Source organism: Brevibacillus brevis, assembly GCF_031583145.1.
Lineage (GTDB): Bacteria > Bacillota > Bacilli > Brevibacillales > Brevibacillaceae > Brevibacillus > Brevibacillus brevis_E.
In genome coordinates this window covers 3,404,804-3,425,313 of record NZ_CP134050.1, presented here as the reverse complement: position 1 = coordinate 3,425,313, position 20,510 = coordinate 3,404,804, and the positions used below count along the sequence as shown (strand labels likewise).

20 protein-coding genes are annotated in these 20,510 nt (G+C 51.6%); 16 read left to right on the top strand and 4 right to left on the bottom strand.

Annotated elements, in window-relative coordinates; genetic code table 11:
* Window positions 1–408: 408 nt before the first annotated feature.
* The 8 genes from RGB73_RS17010 to RGB73_RS30630 all read left to right on the top strand — a co-directional run bounded on the left by RGB73_RS17010 (window position 409) and on the right by RGB73_RS30630 (window position 11,078).
* Window positions 409–573 carry a hypothetical protein gene (locus RGB73_RS17010; RefSeq protein WP_310763838.1) on the top strand — a complete coding sequence of 55 codons (165 nt, stop codon included), beginning with the start codon at window positions 409–411 and terminating at the stop codon, window positions 571–573.
* Between the two features lie 92 nt (window positions 574–665).
* Window positions 666–1,208, top strand: a complete 543-nt coding sequence (locus RGB73_RS17005; RefSeq protein WP_310763836.1) for a helix-turn-helix domain-containing protein — start codon at window positions 666–668, stop codon at window positions 1,206–1,208.
* 44 nt (window positions 1,209–1,252) lie between these two features.
* Window positions 1,253–3,298, top strand: a complete 2,046-nt coding sequence (locus RGB73_RS17000) for a hydantoinase/oxoprolinase family protein (RefSeq protein WP_310763834.1) — start codon at window positions 1,253–1,255, stop codon at window positions 3,296–3,298.
* Window positions 3,299–5,041: a hydantoinase B/oxoprolinase family protein gene (locus RGB73_RS16995; RefSeq protein WP_310763832.1), complete on the top strand. Its 1,743-nt coding sequence runs from the start codon at window positions 3,299–3,301 to the stop codon at window positions 5,039–5,041.
* A 296-nt stretch (window positions 5,042–5,337) separates the two neighbouring features.
* Window positions 5,338–6,675, top strand: a complete 1,338-nt coding sequence (locus RGB73_RS16990) for an MFS transporter (protein ID WP_310763830.1) — start codon at window positions 5,338–5,340, stop codon at window positions 6,673–6,675.
* Between the two features lie 41 nt (window positions 6,676–6,716).
* Window positions 6,717–7,838, top strand: a complete 1,122-nt coding sequence (locus RGB73_RS16985) for an S-methyl thiohydantoin desulfurase family protein (protein WP_310763828.1) — start codon at window positions 6,717–6,719, stop codon at window positions 7,836–7,838.
* Window positions 7,839–8,074: 236 nt separating this feature from the next.
* Entirely contained in the window at window positions 8,075–10,699 is a 2,625-nt protein-coding gene (gene ppsA, locus RGB73_RS16980) for a phosphoenolpyruvate synthase (RefSeq protein ID WP_310763827.1), read from the top strand.
* A 133-nt stretch (window positions 10,700–10,832) separates the two neighbouring features.
* A complete protein-coding gene (locus RGB73_RS30630; protein ID WP_396136113.1) occupies window positions 10,833–11,078 on the top strand; it encodes a hypothetical protein in 246 nt (81 codons plus the stop codon).
* Here the strand turns inward: RGB73_RS30630 and RGB73_RS16975 are convergent.
* Window positions 11,003–11,575 (bottom strand): DUF4269 domain-containing protein, encoded by a 573-nt coding sequence (locus tag RGB73_RS16975; RefSeq protein ID WP_310763826.1) that lies wholly within the window; start codon window positions 11,573–11,575, stop codon window positions 11,003–11,005. The two genes, RGB73_RS30630 and RGB73_RS16975, sit on opposite strands and share 76 nt — an antisense overlap.
* A gap of 150 nt (window positions 11,576–11,725) precedes the next feature.
* Here RGB73_RS16975 and RGB73_RS16970 point away from each other — a divergent pair, with 150 nt between their 5' ends.
* Complete coding sequence (locus RGB73_RS16970) at window positions 11,726–12,211, top strand: DUF456 domain-containing protein (protein ID WP_310763825.1); 486 nt, start codon at window positions 11,726–11,728, stop codon at window positions 12,209–12,211.
* Between the two features lie 56 nt (window positions 12,212–12,267).
* Here RGB73_RS16970 and lexA read toward each other — a convergent pair whose 3' ends face one another.
* A complete protein-coding gene (gene lexA / locus RGB73_RS16965) occupies window positions 12,268–12,891 on the bottom strand; it encodes a transcriptional repressor LexA (RefSeq protein ID WP_310763824.1) in 624 nt (207 codons plus the stop codon).
* 158 nt (window positions 12,892–13,049) lie between these two features.
* Between lexA and yneA the strand changes: the two genes are divergently transcribed.
* The 4 genes from yneA to RGB73_RS16945 all read left to right on the top strand — a co-directional run bounded on the left by yneA (window position 13,050) and on the right by RGB73_RS16945 (window position 16,478).
* The gene (gene yneA / locus RGB73_RS16960) at window positions 13,050–13,388 is read left to right on the top strand and encodes a cell division suppressor protein YneA (protein WP_310763823.1); all 339 of its coding nucleotides are present in this window, start codon (window positions 13,050–13,052) and stop codon (window positions 13,386–13,388) included.
* A gap of 147 nt (window positions 13,389–13,535) precedes the next feature.
* Window positions 13,536–13,733, top strand: a complete 198-nt coding sequence (locus RGB73_RS16955; protein ID WP_310763822.1) for a DUF896 domain-containing protein — start codon at window positions 13,536–13,538, stop codon at window positions 13,731–13,733.
* A gap of 88 nt (window positions 13,734–13,821) precedes the next feature.
* Window positions 13,822–14,193 (top strand): fluoride efflux transporter CrcB, encoded by a 372-nt coding sequence (gene crcB / locus RGB73_RS16950; protein WP_310763821.1) that lies wholly within the window; start codon window positions 13,822–13,824, stop codon window positions 14,191–14,193.
* 44 nt (window positions 14,194–14,237) lie between these two features.
* Window positions 14,238–16,478 (top strand): HelD family protein, encoded by a 2,241-nt coding sequence (locus tag RGB73_RS16945; protein WP_310763820.1) that lies wholly within the window; start codon window positions 14,238–14,240, stop codon window positions 16,476–16,478.
* A 70-nt stretch (window positions 16,479–16,548) separates the two neighbouring features.
* Here the strand turns inward: RGB73_RS16945 and RGB73_RS16940 are convergent, their stop codons facing one another.
* Window positions 16,549–16,851, bottom strand: coding sequence for a HesB/IscA family protein (locus RGB73_RS16940; protein WP_310763819.1), 303 nt, complete (start codon window positions 16,849–16,851; stop codon window positions 16,549–16,551).
* Between the two features lie 112 nt (window positions 16,852–16,963).
* On the opposite strand from RGB73_RS16940, the gene ltaE reads away from it, so the two are divergent.
* Window positions 16,964–18,007, top strand: a complete 1,044-nt coding sequence (gene ltaE, locus RGB73_RS16935; protein WP_310763817.1) for a low-specificity L-threonine aldolase — start codon at window positions 16,964–16,966, stop codon at window positions 18,005–18,007.
* 145 nt (window positions 18,008–18,152) lie between these two features.
* The gene (locus RGB73_RS16930; protein WP_310763815.1) at window positions 18,153–18,344 is read left to right on the top strand and encodes a hypothetical protein; all 192 of its coding nucleotides are present in this window, start codon (window positions 18,153–18,155) and stop codon (window positions 18,342–18,344) included.
* Window positions 18,345–18,362: 18 nt separating this feature from the next.
* Here the strand turns inward: RGB73_RS16930 and RGB73_RS16925 are convergent, their stop codons facing one another.
* Entirely contained in the window at window positions 18,363–19,097 is a 735-nt protein-coding gene (locus tag RGB73_RS16925; RefSeq protein ID WP_310763813.1) for an alpha/beta hydrolase, read from the bottom strand.
* A 326-nt stretch (window positions 19,098–19,423) separates the two neighbouring features.
* On the opposite strand from RGB73_RS16925, the gene pdhA reads away from it, so the two are divergent.
* Entirely contained in the window at window positions 19,424–20,509 is a 1,086-nt protein-coding gene (gene pdhA, locus RGB73_RS16920) for a pyruvate dehydrogenase (acetyl-transferring) E1 component subunit alpha (RefSeq protein WP_310763812.1), read from the top strand.
* Window position 20,510 lies beyond the last annotated feature (1 nt).

The window sequence follows — 20,510 nt, the reverse complement described above, 5'->3', positions numbered from 1 at the left end:
CTTGTGTGAATGTTATGACAATATTGTACTATTTTAGGAAAGTTCTGTAAATCAAATTCATGATGCCTGTAAGGATCTTTCTTATCGGGTGAGAGATTCTCGTATTTTCCGCGTAACAAGCCCTATTTGGCTTTTTGGGCATTCGCAAGAGTTTGAACGAGTGAGTTGGAAACTGGTACTACGAATAGAGGCAAGAAAGAAGACAGGGGAAATCGCTAAGGCGATGGCTGAAAGTAAAAGGGGAGGCCGCCACATTTTTTTGCGGGAAGTCCGTGGATGTCGCCACTCGGTTTGGCGAATCTAAACCGGGAATACTGAAAGTAATAGCCTAATTCCTTCGGTACTAAGACGGAGGAAGGGGCTATTTTTGTTGTTCTGAAAAGGGGGACCACCAACATTTGGATGAAGATGAACTCCAAGCAGTGTGTCGGCTGTAGTCCTGATAATGCCTCTATTTCAAAAGCTGCGGCAGCAGGATTTAAAGAACGAGTGTTGTCAATGTATGAGAAACAATATTCAGATAAGAGTGTAAAAAATGAAGTAAAAGAAGAATTAAATGTTGTAAAACTGTAATCGATTATAGTAAAATCACAATCAATAAAGAATATATGAAATTGTCGTGCAAATGCTTCAATTTCAATAAGGAAAAGGATGCAGGTGAAGAGATGGACGATATCCACAAAAAAATCAAAGACATCAGACTGGAACAAGGCATGACGCTGAAGGATTTGAGCGAGAAGACCAATCTGTCCGTCAGTTTTTTGTCCCAAATCGAGCGCGGAGCATCTTCCGTCGCAATCACTTCCCTCAAAAAAATTGCGGATGCGTTTGGCGTACCGATGAGCTTCTTCTTTGAAGAGCAGGTCCATTCCAACTATCATGTGAAAACCAACGAGCAGAAGCCATTTCGCGTGGAGAGCTCTGCGACGACTTTTGTCCGATTGGGCGGGGATTTCCCAAAGCGCTCTCTCGAACCGATGATCGTCACGCTCGCGCCCAATCAAAAAAAGGAACAGACATTCAGTCATCCAGGAGAGGAATTTTACTTCGTACTGAAGGGAGCAGTACTCTTCGAGATTGGGGGAGAGGAATATTTCGTGAAGCAAGGGGATTCCATTCATTTTCCGTCTCATATCGAGCATGAATACGAGAATCCGCTGCAAGAAGAAACGCAGCTGCTCTGCGTGTTGACGCCGGTCATTTTTTAAAAAGCAGTGAGCGATCACAGATGGGTTGGCAAAGGGGGATATTCATGAGAGTGGCAACAGATATTGGCGGCACTTTTACCGATTTGGTTTTCGTGGATGAGCACGGAGACATTGGCGTAGCAAAAAGCCCGACGACACCGCCGAACTTTGAACAAGGGGTCCTGGATGTCATTGAGGCAAGCGGAATCGACAAAAAAGCGATTCATACGTTCATTCACGGCTCCACTGTCATCATCAACGCATTGACAGAGAGAAAGGGAGTCAAGACAGGGCTGATTACGACCAAGGGCTTCCGCGATGTACTGGAGATCGCCCGAGGGAATCGTCCGGATCTTTTCAATGTGCGATACCGCAAGCCGGAGCCGTTCGTCCCCCGCCATTTGCGTCTGGAGGTGGAGGAGCGCCTCGACTTCCAGGGAGAAATCATTCGTCCACTCGATCGTGAACAGGTCAAAAGCATCGTCGCCTCCTTTCAAAAAGAAGAGGTGAAAGCGGTTGCGATCGCTTATTTGCATGCCTATGTGAATCCGGTGCACGAGCAGATGACGGCCGCCCTGATCAAGGAGCTATGGCCGGAGGTCTACGTCACAGCCTCCCATGAAGTGACAAAGGAATGGCGCGAGTATGAACGCACCAATACAGCCGTGCTAAACTCCTACGTGAAGCCAACGGCCGCTTCGTACATCGATAAGCTGCAAGGAAAACTGAAAGAAAACGGGGTAGACAGCTACAACTACATCATGCAATCCAATGGGGGTACGACTACGTTTGCGCAGGCAAAGGAAACTCCGATTAATATGGTGGAGTCCGGTCCGGTAGCTGGGGTGTACGGAGCTGCGGTACTCGGAGAGCTGATCGGTGAGACCAATCTGATTGCTTTTGATATCGGCGGAACGACAGCGAAGTGTTCGCTCATCGACAGGGGAGAAGTGAAGGTATCCACGGACTACTACATTGAGCGTGCAGAGCGCAGTGCCGGCTATCCGATCAAAGTGCCCGTCGTCGATATCGTGGAAATCGGAAATGGTGGCGGGTCAATCGCCTGGATCGATGAAGCGGGGGCGCTGAAAGTAGGGCCGGAATCCGCCGGAGCACTTCCTGGACCTGTCGCTTACGGAATGGGCGGAACGAAGCCGACCACGACTGATGCGAATCTCGTTACGGGTCGATTGGCTGCCAGAAACTTCGGTTACAACGTCGATCTGGAGAAGGTGAAGCAAGCCATTCACGAGACGGTAGCCAGCCATTTTGACATGTCGGTAGAGGAAGCAGCTCTCGGGATGATCCGGATTGCCGATTCCAACATGCTGAATGCGCTGAAGCTTGTTTCTGTCCGCAAGGGATACGACCCGCGGGACTTTACGCTCGTGGCTTTTGGTGGCGGAGGACCGATGCATGCATCGATTCTCGCAAAAGAGCTGGGCGTGAAAAAAGTAGTGGTACCGACCGCATCATCTGTATTCTCCGCATGGGGCATGCTGATGACGGACCTGCGCCGCGACTACATACAGACGTACAACAAGCGCTTGGGACAAGTAGAAATCGGGGAAATCAACCGCGCGTGGGATACGTTGGAGCAGGGAGCGTGGCAGCAGTACGAAGCAGACGGACTTGCACGTGAAGCGGTGATGTACGCTCGCTTTGCCGACATGCGCTATGTGGGACAGGAGCATACCGTCAAAGTGCAGGTACCGAATGGAGAGTGGGGAGCAGATACCTTTGCCGAGATCGTGGAAAGATTCCACCAGCTCCACGAAAAAACGTACACATTCCGTCTCGAACAGACAGAGACGGAAATCGTGTCCCTCCATGTGACGGCTTTTGGCAAGGTGCAGAAGCCCACACTCAAAAAGCTGGAGAAAACCAATATCCCGGTATCCGAAGCCATCATTGAATCACGTCCTGTTTACTTCGAGGGCAAAGGATGGGTTGCTACCCATGTCTATGATCGCAAAAAGCTGTCGCCAGGAATCGCCCTTGAGGGTCCTGCCATTGTAGAGGAGCGTTCCTCGTCCACCGTCATGCATCCGGGGCAGTCGCTTACGGTAGATGAGTACGGCAATCTGATTATTCACACGGGGGTGAACTAAATGAGCGTCCAAAAAGTAGACCCGTTCAGCCTGGAAATCGTCAAGGATTCGTTGATCGCCATCGGGGACGAGATGTTTTATACCTTGGGTCGGACATCCATGAGTCCGATCATCTATGAAGTATTGGACTACGCGTGCGGTTTGACGGATGCCCATGGTCAGCTATTGACACAAGGGCACGGGGTGGCGGGATTTATCGGCAACCTGAGCTTCATGGTACGAGATACGGTGAAAAAATTTGCAGAGGGCAAGAATCTGTCTCCCGGAGACATCATCATCATCAACGATCCGTACAGCGGCGGCGGCTCTCATCTGTCTGACGTCGGGCTAGTCATGCCGATTTACTACGAAGGGGAAATCGTTGCGTTTTCAGCAAACAAAGCACACTGGACAGAAGTAGGAGGAAAAGATCCTGGTTCCTTTACTAACGATTCGACGGACATTTTCCAGGAAGGCCTTCAATTCCCTTGCATCAAGCTGTTTGATGAGGGAAAGGTCAATCAGGCTCTGGTGGAGATGATTCAAGCAAATGTCCGTTTTCCCGATCTGTCTCTCGGAGACATGTGGGCACAGGTAGCGGCACTGCGAACTGGGGAAAGACGTTTCCAGGAGCTGTGTGAAAAGCATGGAAAAGATGTGGTTCTGGCTTCGATCCAGAGCTTGCTCGACCACGGCGAACAGCTCGCCCGGAAAGAGCTGGCCTCCTTGCCAAACGGGGTCTATGAAGCGGTTGACTACATCGATTCAGATGGAATGGGCAATGGGCCGTTTCGGATTCAAGTGAAGGTCACGATCACGGACGATCAGTTCATTTGCGACTTCAGGGGAAGCCATCCGCAAGTACTGGGCCCCGTCAATTGCTCGTACACGACATTGGTATCGGATGTTCGCACGATCTACTTGGCGATCACCAACCCCTCTCACGATATTAACGATGGCGTATTTCGTCCGTTGGAGATTATAGCCGATCCAGGCACGATCTTCTCCGCAGAGCGGCCAGCACCCGTCTCTGTTTATTGGGAAAGTGGATCTGCAGGGGGAGACCTGGTATGGAAAGCACTGGCTCCCATCCTGCCGAACCGTTTGACAGCTGGCCATTTCCTGTCCGTCTCCGCTGTGACTTTGTCCGGCAAGCATCATGTGTCGGACGAGCCCTTTTTGATCGTCGAACCTTCCGTTGGCGGATGGGGAGCAGGGGAAGGTCAGGATGGCGCCCGTGGTCAGTTTTGCATTGGGGATGGAGAGACGTACAATATGCCCGTGGAGATCGCAGAAGCACGATACGGAGTCATGGTTGACGAGTACAGCCTGCGATGCGATGGTGCAGGAGCGGGTGAATTTATGGGTGGATCCGGTGTTGTTCGCTCTTATCGTGCTATGACGGACAAGCAAGCAGTGACCGTTACCTTTGGCCGCAACAAGTTCTTGCCGTGGGGAGTCAATGGCGGGGAATCCGGTTCTCCCAATGAGTTTTTTATTGAGAAAGCCAATGGGGAAACGGATGGGCCGTTTGGAATCTATGCGCGCTACCCCCTGAATAAGGGAGATGTCGTGAAGCTGATGACCGGTACAGGAGGCGGCTATGGACATCCTTTCCATCGGCCGGCGGAGCAGGTCGCGAAGGATGCGAAGAACGGATACGTGACCATTGAGCAAGCCGAGCAAAAGTACGGAGTCATACTGAACCCCGAGTCTTACGAAGTGCGGGGGGAAACGGCCGAGCGCAGAGACTATCGGCAATAAGCTCCATCGATCCAACCGTAGACATGTGACGGGGGCCTTGCTCCCTCGCATGTCTACTCCAAAAGGGGATTCCTGAGAGCAAGGAAAAGGTGCGGATTCGCCTGGCATCCGTGGAATATCCGGAATTTTTCGCAAATATCAAACGGAAATTGAATCGGAGTCAAAGCAAAAAGGTCGGTTACCAGTACCGCCCGAATGGGAAGTCAAAGCGTTTCATTTGTTTCGTAACCGTTTGAAGCGGCACACGTTTATGAAAAGCGACGACATGCTTTTCACAAAAAAAGGGGCGACGACACATGGAGGTCTCCAAAAACAAAAAACAGATCGTTAAAGTAGGGGAACTGTTTGAACGGATGCCGTTCACGAAAATGCACTTGTTTGTCGGAATCGTCTTATTCATCGTTTCCGTCATCGAGGCCTGGGAGATGATGTTGATTATCTTCCTGAGCAGCTCCATCGCGGCAGATTTTCAATTGTCTCCCCTCGAGGAAGGCTCGTTGATCGGGTCCATCTATTTGGGAATGATTCCCGGCACTTATATCTGGGCGATTATCGCAGACAGGGTAGGCCGCAGAAAAACATTGATGTACAGCTTGATTAGTTTTAGTCTCATCTCCTTGCTGACACCGTTTTCCACCAGCTTTCTGATGCTGTATACCGTCCGGCTGCTTGCAGGGGTAGCACTCGGAGGAGTGATGATCTCCGGTTATCCCTACTTTGAGGAAATGCTCCCCGTCAAGCAACGCGGCAAAGGCGTCGTGTATCTCTCGGCGGGATGGCCCCTCGGGATGCTGCTCGCGCTCGGCGTGACCGCCTTCTTTTTGCAAGGGGACGGACTTTTGGGCGGATGGCGCGGGATCATTGTGCTCAGCTCTCTGGTAGGGTTGTGGGCCCTGATGATTCGAAACATACCGGAATCCCCTTATTGGCTCGCAAGCAAAGGGAAGCAGGCAGAAGCGAAGGAAGCCATCCGTTATCTGAGCCAAGGCAAGCTGACGATCGGGGAGCATGAAGAGCTGTGGGTCGAACCGATGACAAAAGGGAATTATTTTACGATATTTACCAAGCGGTTCCGCAAGCTGACGGCATTTCAAACCATCGTGAACTTTGCGTTTGCTTTCGGTTATTGGGGTCTTTACACGTGGATTCCGACACTGCTGGCGCAAAAAGGGTTGTCCATGTCGCAAAGCTTGACCTTTCTGGCGTTGTCGACGCTGTTCCAGGTTCCCAGCTACATGGTAGCTGCTTGGCTAACGGGTAAGTATGGACGCAAGAAAGTGATGGTAGCGTTTGTTGCACTTGCGGTAGTCAGCGGCTTTGGCTTTGCGTATGCAGGTGACATGACGCAGCTGTATATCTGCAATTTTGCATTGGCTTTCTTCAGCCTGGGTGCGTGGGGCGTCTGGAATACATGGTTTGGCGAAATCTATCCGACAAACGGCCGGGTCGCCGGCTACAGCTTCGGGGCAGGTGCTCAGCGCTGGGCGAATACGCTCGCTCCCTCGATAATCGGGATGGTGATCGGTTGGGGATGGGCATTTAATACGACGGTGTCGTTTATCCAGATTTTCATGGTCATGACGCTCTGCATTATTCTGTTCTTGCCGGAAACGGAAGGACAAATCTTGGAGTAGCGGATAGAAATAGCATGTAGGAGAAGGGAGTTTGCCACATTTTGAGACAGCTAACGTTGCAGGAAACGGAGGACATGCTCTACGGAGCGTGCATCTTTGGAACAGGGGGAGGAGGAAGCCTCACGGATGGACTGTCGCTCGTCCGCAAATTGTACGCAAGCGGCAAGGCGGTAATGATGATTTCCGTGGAGGAGGTCGAGGATGACTGGCTGATTGCCTCACCCTACTACGTAGGTTCCGTAGCTCCGCCACCCGAGGAAGTGAGAAAACGTCTCGAGGGATTGCCGATTCTGCCGGATGAAGTGTCGACGCTTGCTGCTAGAGCCTTGCAGAAATATTTGGGCAAGGAAATCAAGGCAGTGATCGCCACCGAGCTTGGAGGAAACACGGCATGTGCAATCGAGACCGCCATTCAATTAGGCGTTCCTTTGATCGATGCGGATCCGGCCGGTCGCGCTGTTCCCGATTTGGCCCATACGACCTTCCATATTTATGATGTATCCATCTCTCCCTTTGCGCTTGCCAACCGTTTTGGGGATACCTTGATCGTCCAGCACGCCGTCAATCATGACCGCGCGGAGCAAATTGCTCGTGCTTTTGCCGGAACGTCAGGCAATTTGGCCGGGGTATGCGATCATCCCGTAGATGGAAAGCGACTGAAAGAAACGGTCATCATCGGGACGTTGTCCAAGGCCGAGCAGGTCGGTCGAGCCATGCGGCTGGCGAGCGAGCAGGGAAGCATTCCTGCCCACGCCATAGCAAAGGCGGGCGGCGGCCAGCATCTCTGTCATGGCATCATTCGCTCGGCTTCCTGGCAGGATGTCGGCGGTTTCATCGAGGGAGAGGTGACGATCGAGGCGTACGGACAGAAACAGGATGACCTGGTTCGTGTCTGGTTTCGCAATGAATTTATGATGGCAACGCAGCAGGACGAAATCCTTTCGATTATTCCGGAGCTTTTGTCGATCTTGGATCACAAGACGGGAGAGCCGATCTTAAATCCCTCTTGCCAGCCGGGAATGATCGTCGATGTAGTGACTTTCCCCGCGCCTGCTGCTTGGGAGACGGAGAGGGGCCTGTCCATTTTTGGACCGGAGTATATCGGGATGGATCGTGAAACGTATGCCCGGCTGAAAACAGGAAATGCGCCAGCTTCCAAGTAGGGGTCTACGAGAAACACGAACGGTCCGCGCGTGGTGTACACAGAGCATAAAAAAAGAACCTGGGCGGATGACCAGGTTCTTTTCTATTGCAAATAAAAAGGCACAATGATACAATCGGTTTACGACTGTTCAGCCTCATAAGGTCAAAGTTATCTTATTTTACAATTTAATTGTACCATGCCGGTAAACTCATGTCAAATGGTTTTTCTCAATTTACTTGTTAGGGGAGAGGTTGAATGAGCTCTTTGGTTCTCGGTTTTCAGGAAATGGAAAAAACGCAGCTTTCGCTCGTTGGCGGGAAAGGGTTGCACTTGGGGGAATTATCCAGCATTCAAGGAATCCAAGGAATCCAAGTACCAGAAGGCTTTTGTGTTACAACCGTGGGATATCAAAAAGCGATCGAGCAAAACGAAGCGTACCATGCTTTGCTGGATCGACTCACCTTGCTAAAAGTAGAGGATCGGGAACAAATCGGTGAAATCAGCAGGAAGATCCGACAAACGATTTTGGAAGCAGGCATCCCTTCCGATGTCGCGTCCGCAGTCGCTCACTATCTCTCCCTGTTTGGAGAAGAACATGCTTATGCCGTGCGTTCGAGTGCGACAGCTGAAGATTTACCGCATGCCTCTTTTGCTGGCCAACAAGACACCTATCTAAATATCATCGGCGTCGATTCCATCTTGCAGCATATCAGCAAATGCTGGGCCTCCCTCTTTACGGATCGTGCGGTCATCTACCGCATGCAAAATGGTTTTGACCACAGCCAAGTTTTATTATCCGTAATCGTTCAAAGGATGGTTTTCCCACAGGCTTCAGGGGTATTGTTTACCGCGGATCCCATTACAGCCAACCGGAAGCAGCTGTCCATCGATGCCAGCTTTGGACTTGGAGAAGCATTGGTCTCAGGCATCGTATCTGCGGATTGTTATAAAGTGCGGGAAGGGGAAATCGTCAGCAAGAGGATCGCAACAAAGAAACTAGCGGTATATGGGCGAAAAGAAGGCGGAACGAAGACACAGCAGCTCGAACTTGACCGGCAAAAGGCGCAGACCCTTTCGGACCCACAAATCTTACAGCTGGCAGGCATCGGAAGACAGATCGAAGCTTATTTTGGACAGCCGCAAGATATTGAGTGGTGTTTGGCCAACGATACGTTTTATATTGTCCAGAGTCGACCGATCACGACGTTATACCCCATCCCCGAAGCAAATGATCAGGAAAATCGCGTCTATATATCCGTCGGTCATCAGCAAATGATGACCGACCCCATTAAACCATTGGGGCTGTCTTTTTTCCTGCTAACGACTGCCGCACCCATGCGCACGGCTGGAGGAAGGTTGTTTGTTGATGTTACAAATAGGCTGGCTTCGCCTGACGGCAGACAAATGTTGGTAAATACCCTGGGACAATCCGAACCGCTCGTAAAAGACGCACTGATGACCATCATCGAGCGAGGGGATTTTATCCAGTCGTTGCCCAACGATCCAAACGGACAGAGTTCTGATATCAGCAAAAAAGGAACGCCGCCTTGGGGAGCTCAAGTACAAATCGAAAACGATCCGACAATCGTCTCGGATTTGATGAAGCGTAGTCAAACATCGATCGAAGAGCTAAAGCAGAGCATCCAAACGAAATCGGGACCGGATTTGTTTGAGTTCATTCGGGAAGATATTCAGCAATTAAAGAAGATTTTATTTGATCCACAAAGTTCGGCTTTGATTATGGCTGCGATGAATGCTTCGTCATGGATCAATGAAAAAATGAACGAATGGTTAGGTGAGAAAAACGCGGCAGATACGCTTTCTCAATCGGTACCAAACAATATTACTTCGGAAATGGGTTTGGCGTTAATGGATGTCGCAGATGTGATTCGTCCTTATCCGGAAGTCATAAAATATTTACAGCAGGTAAAAGATGATAGCTTTTTGGAGGGACTGATTGCGTTTGATGGTGGACAGGAAACCCGGGACGCTATCACAGCATTTCTCGATCAATACGGAATGCGATGTGCCGGGGAGATCGATATCACGAGGACGCGTTGGAGTGAAAAACCAACGGCTCTTGTTCCTCTGATTCTAGGCAACATCAAAAACTTTGAGCCAAATGCGGGCAAGCGGAAATTTGAGCAGGGGCGCAAGGAAGCTTTGGAAAAGGAACAAGAGCTGATCGAACGATTGAAGCAGTTACCGGATGGCGAACAAAAAGCCAAAGAGACAAAACAAAAGATCGACCTCATCCGCAATTTCAGCGGATATCGGGAATATCCAAAATACGGCATGATCCATCGCTACTTCGTTTACAAGCAGGCTTTGCTGAAGGAAGCCGAACAGCTCGCAGCGAACGGCGTTATTCATGAAAAAGAAGATATCTACTATCTCACGTTTGAAGAACTTCACGAAGTCGTACGCACAAACAAACTGGATGAACAGATCATCCGCAATCGAAAAGACGAGTACAAGTACTTTGAAAAACTGACTCCACCCCGTGTAATCACGTCTGATGGCGAAATCATTACAGGTGAGTACAAACGGGAAAATCTGCCGGCAAGTGCAATGGTGGGCCTGCCAGTTTCTTCCGGAGTGATAGAGGGCCGGGCTCGTGTCATCTTAGACATGGAAGATGCCGAACTGGAAGAGGGAGATATATTAGTCACTTCCTTTACGGACCCAGGGTGGACCCCATTGTTTGTCTCCGTAAAAGGTCTAGTCACCGAAGTGGGAGGACTGATGACCCATGGAGCCGTGATCGCCCGTGAATATGGCCTGCCAGCAGTTGTCGGGGTGGAAAATGCGACGAAGCTGATTCAAGACGGGCAACGTATTCGGGTGAATGGGACAGAAGGGTATATTGAAATATTGTAAGGACGGATGAAAGAAACGGAGTCTTCGATCAGAAAGCTGACGATTTGAGCAACGGGGATGTGCGGAGTTCAAGGAACGTTTTTGGGGCGGTCCGCGTACGTGACTTTGCACCAGACTGCCGACAATCGCTCGCATGATAGCGCCGTTCGGGCCGCTCCTAGCGGAAGATCTCTACGGAAACCTGACAGGGGATATGAGCGTCCATCTGAGAAATCACCCACAGCCAAACCCGGATGCTATCGACAAACAGCTGGAACTCGTCAGTCTCTATAGAAGCAGCAAAAAACCTCGTGAGCGAAGCGTTCACGAGGTTTTCGCTTTCACAAGCTCCCGCAATTGCTCGTCGGTGAAGGATTCCAGCCGAAGCAAAGACAGGTAGGGATCTTCCCCCGGAATGCCGAAGTAGCGGGCAAAAGCGGGTTCGGTTTTGATGCCTTGTTTCTTCAGCAAATGGATCTCCCGACGGGCTTCTGGCCCACCCAGCTCTAGCAGCCTGGCTTCGAGAACCATATGACGGTAGGCGTTTTGACGTTCGACCGGGATCGGCTGGGCGAACAGCTCGAACCAGAAGCCATCACTGAAAAAGCGAATGATGCCCGTCTCCACACCGCCCACGAAGTGACGCTCTTCAACGTAGCCGTCTTTTCTTTCATAGGCAGCTCGCACGCTGGCCTCAAATTGGTCCAGCTCCTGACATTCGCAAATAATGTCCAGGTCGCTGTCATCCACATCGATCTGAAGAGGGAGCGTTCCTGCGAGAACGGGATCGTACGATTGCAAAACAGCCATCACCCCGGTCCGGAAAAGAGCCTGCCAGGCTGCCTGTTGTCTGGACGTTCCTGTCTGCAAATAAGAAAGATCGCGCCAATCGAACATCGAAAAATACCTCCGTTTCAAACCAATGCGTTTGGGTAACCCTCGTAAAGTAGGTGGCAGACAAGGAGATTGGTAACCCGAAAGGTAGGGCAATCACCTGCAACGGAATGCCTATTGGCACGTATATCCTTAGAGAGAGGAGTGGAACTGATGGAAATCATCCTGTGGATTGTCGTGGTGGCGCTGTTCGCACTCAGCATCGCCGGAATCTTCTTGCCGGTACTGCCTGATACGATCCTCCTTTGGGCGGGATTTTTGCTCTATCATTTCTTTATTGCCGAGCCGGGAGCGGGGCTGCCGGCATCGTTCTGGTGGGGGATGGTCGGCCTCAGCATTCTTTTGTATGGAGCAGACGTGCTGACGAATATGTACTTCGTTAAAAAATACGGCGGTTCAAAATGGTCCTCGGCAGCAGCAGTAGTCGGAATTTTTGTCGGGATCTTCGTGTTCCCGCCGATCGGAATGATTGTGCTGCCTTTTGTTTTTGTCGTTCTGGTAGAGCTGTTCGTTCAAAATCAGACGATGGAGCGGGCAGTCAAGGCCGGCTTCGGATCGCTGATCGGCTTTCTCGGCAGCGCCATAGTGAAAGTCGTGCTGCAGCTGGTGATGATGATCTGGTTTTTCCTCGCAGCGTAATCAAACAGGAAAAAGGGACAGCCGCGGCTGTCCTTTTTGTTGATTCTACTTCATGATTAGTGAATCAGGCGGTAGACGCCGATGACTTTGCCGAGAACGGTAACCGTGTCGAGAATGATCGGCTCCATCGTCGCGTTTTCCGGCTGCAAGCGGAAGTGGTTTTTTTCTTTAAAGAATCGTTTGACGGTCGCTTCGTCTTCTTCGGTCATGGCGACGACGATATCCCCGTTGTTGGCGACGTGCTGCTGGCGCACGATGACGTAATCCCCGTCGAGAATTCCCGCGTCAATCATACTGTTCCCGGAGACGCGCAGCATGTACACCTTGTCCGATGTCACGATGTTTTCCGGCAGAGGGAAGTATTCCTCCACATCCTCAATTGCGGTAATCGGCTGACCGGCCGTGACTTTCCCGATGACAGGGACGCGAACTACGGAATCTTCAAAATCGTCTTGAAAGCGATCTTCCTCGGACAGCAGCTCGATTGCACGAGGCTTGGTAGGGTCGCGGCGGATCAAGCCTTTCTTTTCCAGACGGGCCAAGTGTCCGTGGACAGTAGAGCTGGAGGCAAGGCCGACGGCTTCTCCGATTTCCCGAACAGAGGGAGGGTAACCCTTGTCGCGGACTTCTTTGCGGATGAAGTCGATGATGGCTTGCTGTCGATTGGATAGTTTAGACATAAAAGACACCTCGGATTTCTCGAACATATTTTCCTATATTATACCATGGGATCTTGCGTTCGACAAACGTAAGTTCGATTCTTTTTTTATTGACATGAACATATGTTCTCGTTTATGATGAATCCAAGAAAACAGAACAAGTGTTTGGGGGAATTGAGATGTCGACCATTTCGATACAGAACCGTTGGAATAAAGGAGAAGTCCGCCGCTCTCGCTTTGGGATTACAAGAGGTCAGGCGCTACTGTTTCTCATTAGCTTCTCTCTCTTTTTTTACCTCTTGACCGAACTGGTGTTTGCCTCTGGTGCAGAAGAGACTCTTCCTGTGAAAGAAGTAACGGTGCGAGCAGGCGATAGTATTTGGAAGCTGGCTGTTCGCTACCAGGAGGAAGCACAGATGGACGTGAAAGAGCTGGTGGCGGCCATTCAAGAAGTGAACGATCTCGACAGTGTCGTGATTTACCCGGGGCAGACACTGCGAATACCTGTTGCGCAGTAAGATGCGGGGGAGCATTCTAGACGGTACTGCCAGTCCAGCAAGACTACACCACATGATCTTGCTCCTGTGAAAGCTGCCGATTTGTTTGCGCGGTGCGTCCATTGTGGTATAATAAAGCGGCATTACTCAATGGTGGGGGGAGAAGCAGTGGTATCCGAAGCAGAAATTAAACGCATTAATGAACTGGTGAAAAAATCCCGTGAAGTTGGACTGTCCGAGGAAGAGAAGCTCGAACAAAAACAGCTTCGTCAAAAATACATCGATGCGGTAAGGCTTTCGCTGAAAGCAAACCTCGATTCGATCCGTTATGTGGAAGACCTTGAAGAAAATGGGCCGAAACAGTAAGATAACAGATATGTATGGATAGCAAAGACATCCTTGCTTTATTGCCGGGGTGTCTTTTTGTTCCGAATCGGTAAGCAAGGGCGTGAACATGATGATGGCATGGATTGCGGTAGCGGCAGGGGGTGCGGTTGGTTCGATCCTGCGTTACGGGCTCTCTCTGGCAGCGAACAGCCCCGGGCTGCCGGCGGGCACCTGGCTCGCGAACATAATCGGTTCGTTTTTGATCGGCATGCTGTCGGTCTGGGGCAAAGAACAGGGGATTCTTCCGCCTCAAGTGTACTTGTTGTTCGCGACAGGAGTGATGGGAGGGTTTACGACCTTCTCGACTTTTTCCCTGGAGGTCATTTCTTTTTGGGGCGATGGCCAGATTCTCCGTGGTACGGTATACGCGTTGCTTAGTTTGGCGGCAGGTCTATTGGCATGCGCAGCGGGTGTCTGGATGGCTCGTCATTGGTCATGAAGTAGCGTCTTATCGAGAATGAGTGAATGAGAGGGGGGATGGGTATGAGTACCCAGCACCGGGAGTATGAACTGGAACAAAAGAAGCTCGACGAGACGATTGCCATTATCGATCAGGAAATCGCGCAGCTTCGCGAAGATATTCGGGAAGCGACCGACGATTATGTGAAACAGGTCGTGAATTCCAAGAAGGCGAAAGACCTTCGTTATCTGGAGGACCATGGCCGTGAAAAGCCGTATTTTGGCCGCGTCGATTTCATCAAGGACGAGGTGTACGAGCGCGATCAGGTGTACATCGGGAAACGTGGGATTGTCCGTGGAGATACTTTTGACTCCGTCGTGGTGGACTGGCGGGCGCCGATTGCAAGCCTGTACTACTCCGGGGAGAGCAAAGATGCGTTCTACCGGATGGGACGGGAAATTGTTCGCGGGGAAGTGGCGTTGAAGCGAAATTTTGCCATAGAGAACGGGAAAATCACCGGGATCTACGATGGAGCGGTAAAAGAGACGATTCATCGGGAAATGGGCGATCCGGACGACTTTTTGCAGGAAGGCTTTATCGACGAATTTTTGGCGGCCAATCTCAATCAGGCCAACGACAGCAGATTGAAAGACATCGTCGCCACGATTCAGTCCGAGCAGAACGATATCATCCGGGCCGAAAAAGAGCGTCCGATTGTCGTCCAAGGGGTGGCAGGCAGCGGGAAGACCACCATTGCGCTGCACCGGCTTTCCTACCTGATTTACAACTACCAGGATTCGATGCAATCCAAAAAATTCATGGTGTTTGCTCCGAACCGGATGTTCCTTACATACATTTCCGATGTGCTGCCCGAGTTGGGCGTGGATGACGTCCAGCAATCGACCTTTGTGGATTGGGCTGCCAGGCTCGTCAAGCCATTGATTCCGAAAGGGTGGAGAATCACTAGCCCGGATAAGCCGCTTCAGTTGTTCTTTGAGGAAGGGCAAGACGAGAGGGAGCAGGAAGCGACTCGCAATCGACTGCGCTTCAAGGGCTCGCTTGCGTGCAGGGACGTACTGGAGCAGTACATCCGCTTCGTCATTGAGACGAGAATCCCGTTCAAAAAACTGAGTTTTCAATACAACAAAACGAAGCACGTCTTTACCATCAGTGGCGACTTCATTCGCCAAAGCTTTTTGGAGCAGTTCGCGCAGCTGCCGTATCATCGCCGTTTGGACGCTTTGCGCAAGCATTTGAAGCAGGAAATGAGCAAGCAAATGTTCGCTCATCTGCGCGAATTGAAGATCGATCTGGACAAGCAAGGGTTGACGAGATTCGAAAAGATGCTGGAACAGATTCTGGATACGTACATGACTTCCTTTCCACGGTTGGACGTATTCGAAGCATACCGGGAAGTAGTGACCGATGAGAGCCTATTGCGGAGGCTGGCCTTTGACGATGTGAACGATACCGTCATCAGGGACGTGTGCCAGTCATCGGGCGCCTTGTTTGCAGACGGGCGATTGGAGGTCGAGGATATTGCGCCGCTGCTCTATTTACAGCACATCATCGAGGGCATGAGCAAGGCCGAACACTTCGATCATACGGTAGTGGACGAGGCGCAAGATTTGAGCGCACTGGAGATCGCCGTAGTGTCTCTCGCTACGAAAAACCAGTCGCTAACCGTCGTGGGCGATATCGCACAAGGGATTCATTCCTACCGTGGCATTCATACGTGGGAGGAATTGACCGAGGGCGTCTTCCAAAAGATCCGGTCCGCTTACTATACGCTGTCGCAGAGCTATCGCTCCACGATTGAGATCATGAAATGCGCAAACGAAGTATTGCGGCAGATCGAGCTACCGGAGACGGTTTTGGCCAAACCGGTACTTAGGCACGGCGAAAAGCCGGTCATGGTGACCTCGACCTCTCGAGTGGAGCTGTGGGCGGATATATCCCGGCGCGTCGCTTCCTTTTTGGAGGAGGGCTTCCAGACCATCGCGATCGTGACGAAGACGATCGGGGGCAGCAAAAAGGCGCACAAAAGCTTGCAGGATAAAATTCCGAACGTGACTCTTCTCGGCAGCAAAGACAGCCAGTTTCCCGGCGGCGTCACCGTGATGCCCGCATTCTTGACCAAAGGCCTGCAGTTTGACGTCGTCATTCTATTGGATGTCGAACAGTACGCCGATACGGAATGGGACGCCAAGCTGCTTTACGTCGCGATGACGCGTCCGGTGCACCGCCTGGTCATGACCGTCGGCGAGGGAACGAAAGCGCCGCTGCTACTTGATTTACCAGCCGAGCTCTATACGACTGCCTAGCGCTTACCCGTCGGGACAAACAAAAATCCCCTTGCTGCATTCAGCGGCAGGGGGATTTGTGCTGTTTCTTTTAGTGATCTCCGGTGTTGCCTTTCGAAGGATTCGTAATGACGAAGCCTTCTTCCGGCAGATACAAGTAATCGAGGATGATCCCGTCCAGCAGAGACTCGTCCTTTTTCACGATCACATCGATTTCTTTGTCGGTGGAAATGACCTCATCTTCTTCAGTAGGCTTGTCCAGAGCGAGACCGTAGTGAGCGTGGTCGCCGTGCGCGTGGGTGATGTAGACGCGAAGCTTGAGATCCTTGTCTTCTTCTTGCTCCATAATGGTTTTCAGCTGCTTCGCCGCATTGCGCGTGATTTTCACTTTCATGGGACAGGTCTCCTAACTGTATGTAAGTTCTCTTCCATAGTAACAAAGAGGGAATTGCCGATGCAATGTGGAAAGTGTTACGAAATGAAGAATGCAGGAGGAGGGGGAGGCCATGAGAAAAATTGATTTGCGCAGCGACACCGTCACCAAACCGACGGACGCGATGATTCGTGCGATGGCGGATGCGGAAGTCGGCGACGATGTATACCGCGAGGATCCAACGGTCAATCGCCTGGAGGAGCTCGCGGCAGAGAAGCTGGGCAAGGAAGCCGCTCTGTTTGTCACGAGCGGGACGCAGGGCAATCAAGTGGCGGTACTGACGCATTGCGTAAACGGAGACGAGGTCATCGTGGAGGCCGACTCTCATATCTTCTACTACGAAGGAGGGGCGATGTCGGCTCTCGCTGGGGTACAAACGCGGACCTTGAATGGCGAGCGGGGGGCGCTCCGGGCCGAAGATGTGGAAAAAGCGATTCGCTCTACCACCAACATCCACTTTCCGCGAACGAAGCTGATTTGTCTGGAGAATACGCACAATCGAGCAGGCGGGGCTGTCGTTTCTCCCGCGCAGATGAAGAGCGTATATGATGTCGGGCAGAAGCATGGGATTCCCGTTCACCTGGACGGAGCGCGCCTGTTCAACGCAGCCGCAGCCTTGGGCGTAGACGTGCGTGAGCTCACCCGTTTTACGGATTCCGTGCAGGTTTGTCTGTCCAAAGGCCTCAGCGCTCCTGTCGGTTCGATCTTGGCCGGTGACAGGGACTTCATCGAAGCGGCGAGATGGTGGCGCAAAAAGCTGGGAGGCGGCTTGCGTCAGGTCGGGTATTTGGCTGCGCCAGGCATTCTCGCCCTCACAGAAATGACGGAGAGGCTTGCGGAAGACCATGCGCGAGCCAAACTGCTGGCGGATGGTTTTCGCGAGCTTTCCCTTGCGGTCGAGCCGGTCGAGACGAATATCGTTCTGGTAAAAACCGATGGGATCCAGCTGACGGCCGTGGATTTCCTCCGTTCTTTGGCCGAACACGGCGTGTATGCGGTAGACTTTGACGAGTATGTCACCCGTTTTACGACGCATCGCCATATTACCGACGATGATGTCCGTCACGTGCTGGAAGTGGTGGAAACGCTGATCTCAGGTGTGTCTGCACCACGATAAATGCTGGAGCGGACGAAGTGACATTGCTTGAGGAAACAGCCCGGCATCGCCTTTGTGCGAGGTTCGGGCTGTTTTTTGTTGTGTAAATCCATAACGCCAATGAAATACTATACCTATCCAATCGCAGGGAAAAGAGGGGATAGACATGATATCGGCCAAGGATCGCCAACGAATCCAGGGGCAAATGCAGCGCGACGAGAGCAAAATCGTAAATATCGTGCTGAGCGATGAGCAGCAGGTGGCGGGAGAAATTGAAAAAGCCACCCACGAAGGCATTTACTTGGTGGATGGCCGCTACTACGGATACGACGACATCAGAGAAATCAACGGATTGTAAGGTCTGCGGAACCGCCCCTCACAGTTTTGGGGCGGGAAAGAAGTGACGCAATCCGTCCGGCAGCTCTTTTTGCCACAGTCCCCAGACGTGATTTCCCGGTTTTTCGCGGTAGGACAGGTTTGCTTGCTTCGCCTCCAGCACTTCTTTGGCAGTCCGATTCCATTGGACAAAGTCGAAAGTGCCCATGTGCGTCTCCACTGCGAGCTCATCTGTGCCGACGACCATCCATAGCGAAAGCCAGGACAGGCTGGGAGCACTTTGCAGCTGGTCCAGGGTCGGCTGAAAAAAAGCGCCGGACAAAGCGAGGACGCGCTGAAACAGATCCGGCCGATCCAATGCGAGGTGCAGGGAGACCGCTCCCCCTAGCGAATCGCCGGCCAAAACCCGGGAAGCCGGGTCCCGGCGCACAGGGTAACGCTCCTCGATGTATGGCACCAGTTCGTCTGTGAAAAAATGTTTGTATGCCGTGTTGCGGGAACCGATCGGCGAATACTCGCTGGTCCGTTTGCTTCGCTCTACCGAGACTCCGACGATCAGGAAGGGATCGATTCCCTCCTCGAGAATGAGCTGGTTTGCGATTGTGGCGATCCGGCCCATCGTGAAAAAGTCATTTCCATCCTGGCAATAGACGACAGGATAGGACAAAAGCTCATTGTAGCCAGGCGGCACATACACTTTGACGGAGCGGGGAGTGTCCACATGGATGCTGGGCACTTCTTCTTTTATGATTGTTCGTTTTACATATTCGGACATGATTCTCACCACCAAAATTTGCTTTTTTGCAAATAAGTCCTTGAAATAAACTGATACAGCTTATATAGTAAATGATAACAGAGAGGAAATAAACCCTGTAATATCAATACTATAACACTTTAAACAGATATTTTGTCTGAGGTATAACAGGGTGGCGCAGGAGGATCTGTAAGCCTTTTCCTGTAAGTTCCAACTGTTCTTTTGCTTTACTTTCAGGGTATCCAGAGCCAGCATTCGCGATTCTTGACTGAACGGACACTCGTCGGTTTTGTCGAAAAGCGTATTGCAGACTACGGATCCTTTAATCCAGTGAAGAGGTGAATGTGATGAGCGTAACCACTGCTGTTGAACAAACAGAGAACAACGCCCCGCTGCAAATTCTTGCTCCGGACGGAACGGTTGTTCGCCCTGACTTGATGCCAAAGCTCTCCGATGATGAATTGCGTGAACTGATGCGCCGAATGGTGTTTACCCGCGTATGGGACCAACGTGCGATCAGCTTGAACCGCCAAGGCCGCCTGGGCTTCTACGCACCTGTTGCAGGTCAAGAAGCGAGCATGATCGGGTCCGAGGCTGCTCTTTCCAAAGAAGATTTCATTCTGCCTAGCTACCGCGACATCCCGCAAATGGTATGGCATGGTTTCCCGATGCACCAGGCATTCCTGTATTCCCGCGGACACGTGGAGGGCGGACGTATTCCTGAAGGCGTAAACGTGCTGATGCCGCAAATCATCATCGCAGCTCAATGTACCCAAGCTACAGGTGTTGCAATGGGTTACAAACTGCGCGGCGAAAAGCGTGTCGCTATCAACTACTTCGGTGACGGCGCGACTTCCCAAGGGGACTTCTACGAAGGCATGAACTATGCAGGGGTTTACAAGCTGCCTGTGATCTTCTTCTCCCAAAACAACGGATATGCGATCTCCCTTCCATTCGAGAAGCAGACCGCTTCCGAAAACATTGCGATCAAAGCGACTGCAGCAGGTATCGCGAGCGAGCGCATTGACGGGATGGATATCCTGGCTGTGTACTACGCAGTCCAAAAAGCGAAAGAGCGCGGCGTAAACGGCGAAGGCGCTACCTTGATCGAAGCACTGACGTACCGCTACGGTCCGCACACCATGGCTGGTGACGATCCGACCCGTTACCGTACAGGTGAAGAGCAAAGCGAATGGGAGCTGCGCGATCCGCTGATCCGCTTCCGCAAGTTCCTCGAAGCAAAAGGCCTGTGGAGCGAAAAAGACGAAGAAGCTGTCATTGAAGAAGCGAAAAAAGCAGTTGCAGATGCGATCAAAAAAGCGGACGAGACTCCGAAAATGAAAGTATCTGAGCTGATCGATGTAATGTTCGAGACACTGCCGCCTGCATTGGAAGAGCAAAAGGCAGAATACCTGGCGAAGGAGTCGAAGTAAG

Coding starts and splice junctions, on each gene's coding strand:
- RGB73_RS17010 (WP_310763838.1), top strand. CDS start 409: ATGAACTCCAAGCAGTGTGTCGGCTGTAGTCCTGATAATGCCTCTATT.
- RGB73_RS17005 (WP_310763836.1), top strand. CDS start 666: ATGGACGATATCCACAAAAAAATCAAAGACATCAGACTGGAACAAGGC.
- RGB73_RS17000 (WP_310763834.1), top strand. CDS start 1,253: ATGAGAGTGGCAACAGATATTGGCGGCACTTTTACCGATTTGGTTTTC.
- RGB73_RS16995 (WP_310763832.1), top strand. CDS start 3,299: ATGAGCGTCCAAAAAGTAGACCCGTTCAGCCTGGAAATCGTCAAGGAT.
- RGB73_RS16990 (WP_310763830.1), top strand. CDS start 5,338: ATGGAGGTCTCCAAAAACAAAAAACAGATCGTTAAAGTAGGGGAACTG.
- ppsA (WP_310763827.1), top strand. CDS start 8,075: ATGAGCTCTTTGGTTCTCGGTTTTCAGGAAATGGAAAAAACGCAGCTT.
- RGB73_RS30630 (WP_396136113.1), top strand. CDS start 10,833: ATGATAGCGCCGTTCGGGCCGCTCCTAGCGGAAGATCTCTACGGAAAC.
- RGB73_RS16975 (WP_310763826.1), bottom strand. CDS start 11,575: ATGTTCGATTGGCGCGATCTTTCTTATTTGCAGACAGGAACGTCCAGA.
- RGB73_RS16970 (WP_310763825.1), top strand. CDS start 11,726: ATGGAAATCATCCTGTGGATTGTCGTGGTGGCGCTGTTCGCACTCAGC.
- lexA (WP_310763824.1), bottom strand. CDS start 12,891: ATGTCTAAACTATCCAATCGACAGCAAGCCATCATCGACTTCATCCGC.
- yneA (WP_310763823.1), top strand. CDS start 13,050: ATGTCGACCATTTCGATACAGAACCGTTGGAATAAAGGAGAAGTCCGC.
- crcB (WP_310763821.1), top strand. CDS start 13,822: ATGATGATGGCATGGATTGCGGTAGCGGCAGGGGGTGCGGTTGGTTCG.
- RGB73_RS16945 (WP_310763820.1), top strand. CDS start 14,238: ATGAGTACCCAGCACCGGGAGTATGAACTGGAACAAAAGAAGCTCGAC.
- RGB73_RS16940 (WP_310763819.1), bottom strand. CDS start 16,851: ATGAAAGTGAAAATCACGCGCAATGCGGCGAAGCAGCTGAAAACCATT.
- ltaE (WP_310763817.1), top strand. CDS start 16,964: ATGAGAAAAATTGATTTGCGCAGCGACACCGTCACCAAACCGACGGAC.
- RGB73_RS16930 (WP_310763815.1), top strand. CDS start 18,153: ATGATATCGGCCAAGGATCGCCAACGAATCCAGGGGCAAATGCAGCGC.
- RGB73_RS16925 (WP_310763813.1), bottom strand. CDS start 19,097: ATGTCCGAATATGTAAAACGAACAATCATAAAAGAAGAAGTGCCCAGC.
- pdhA (WP_310763812.1), top strand. CDS start 19,424: ATGAGCGTAACCACTGCTGTTGAACAAACAGAGAACAACGCCCCGCTG.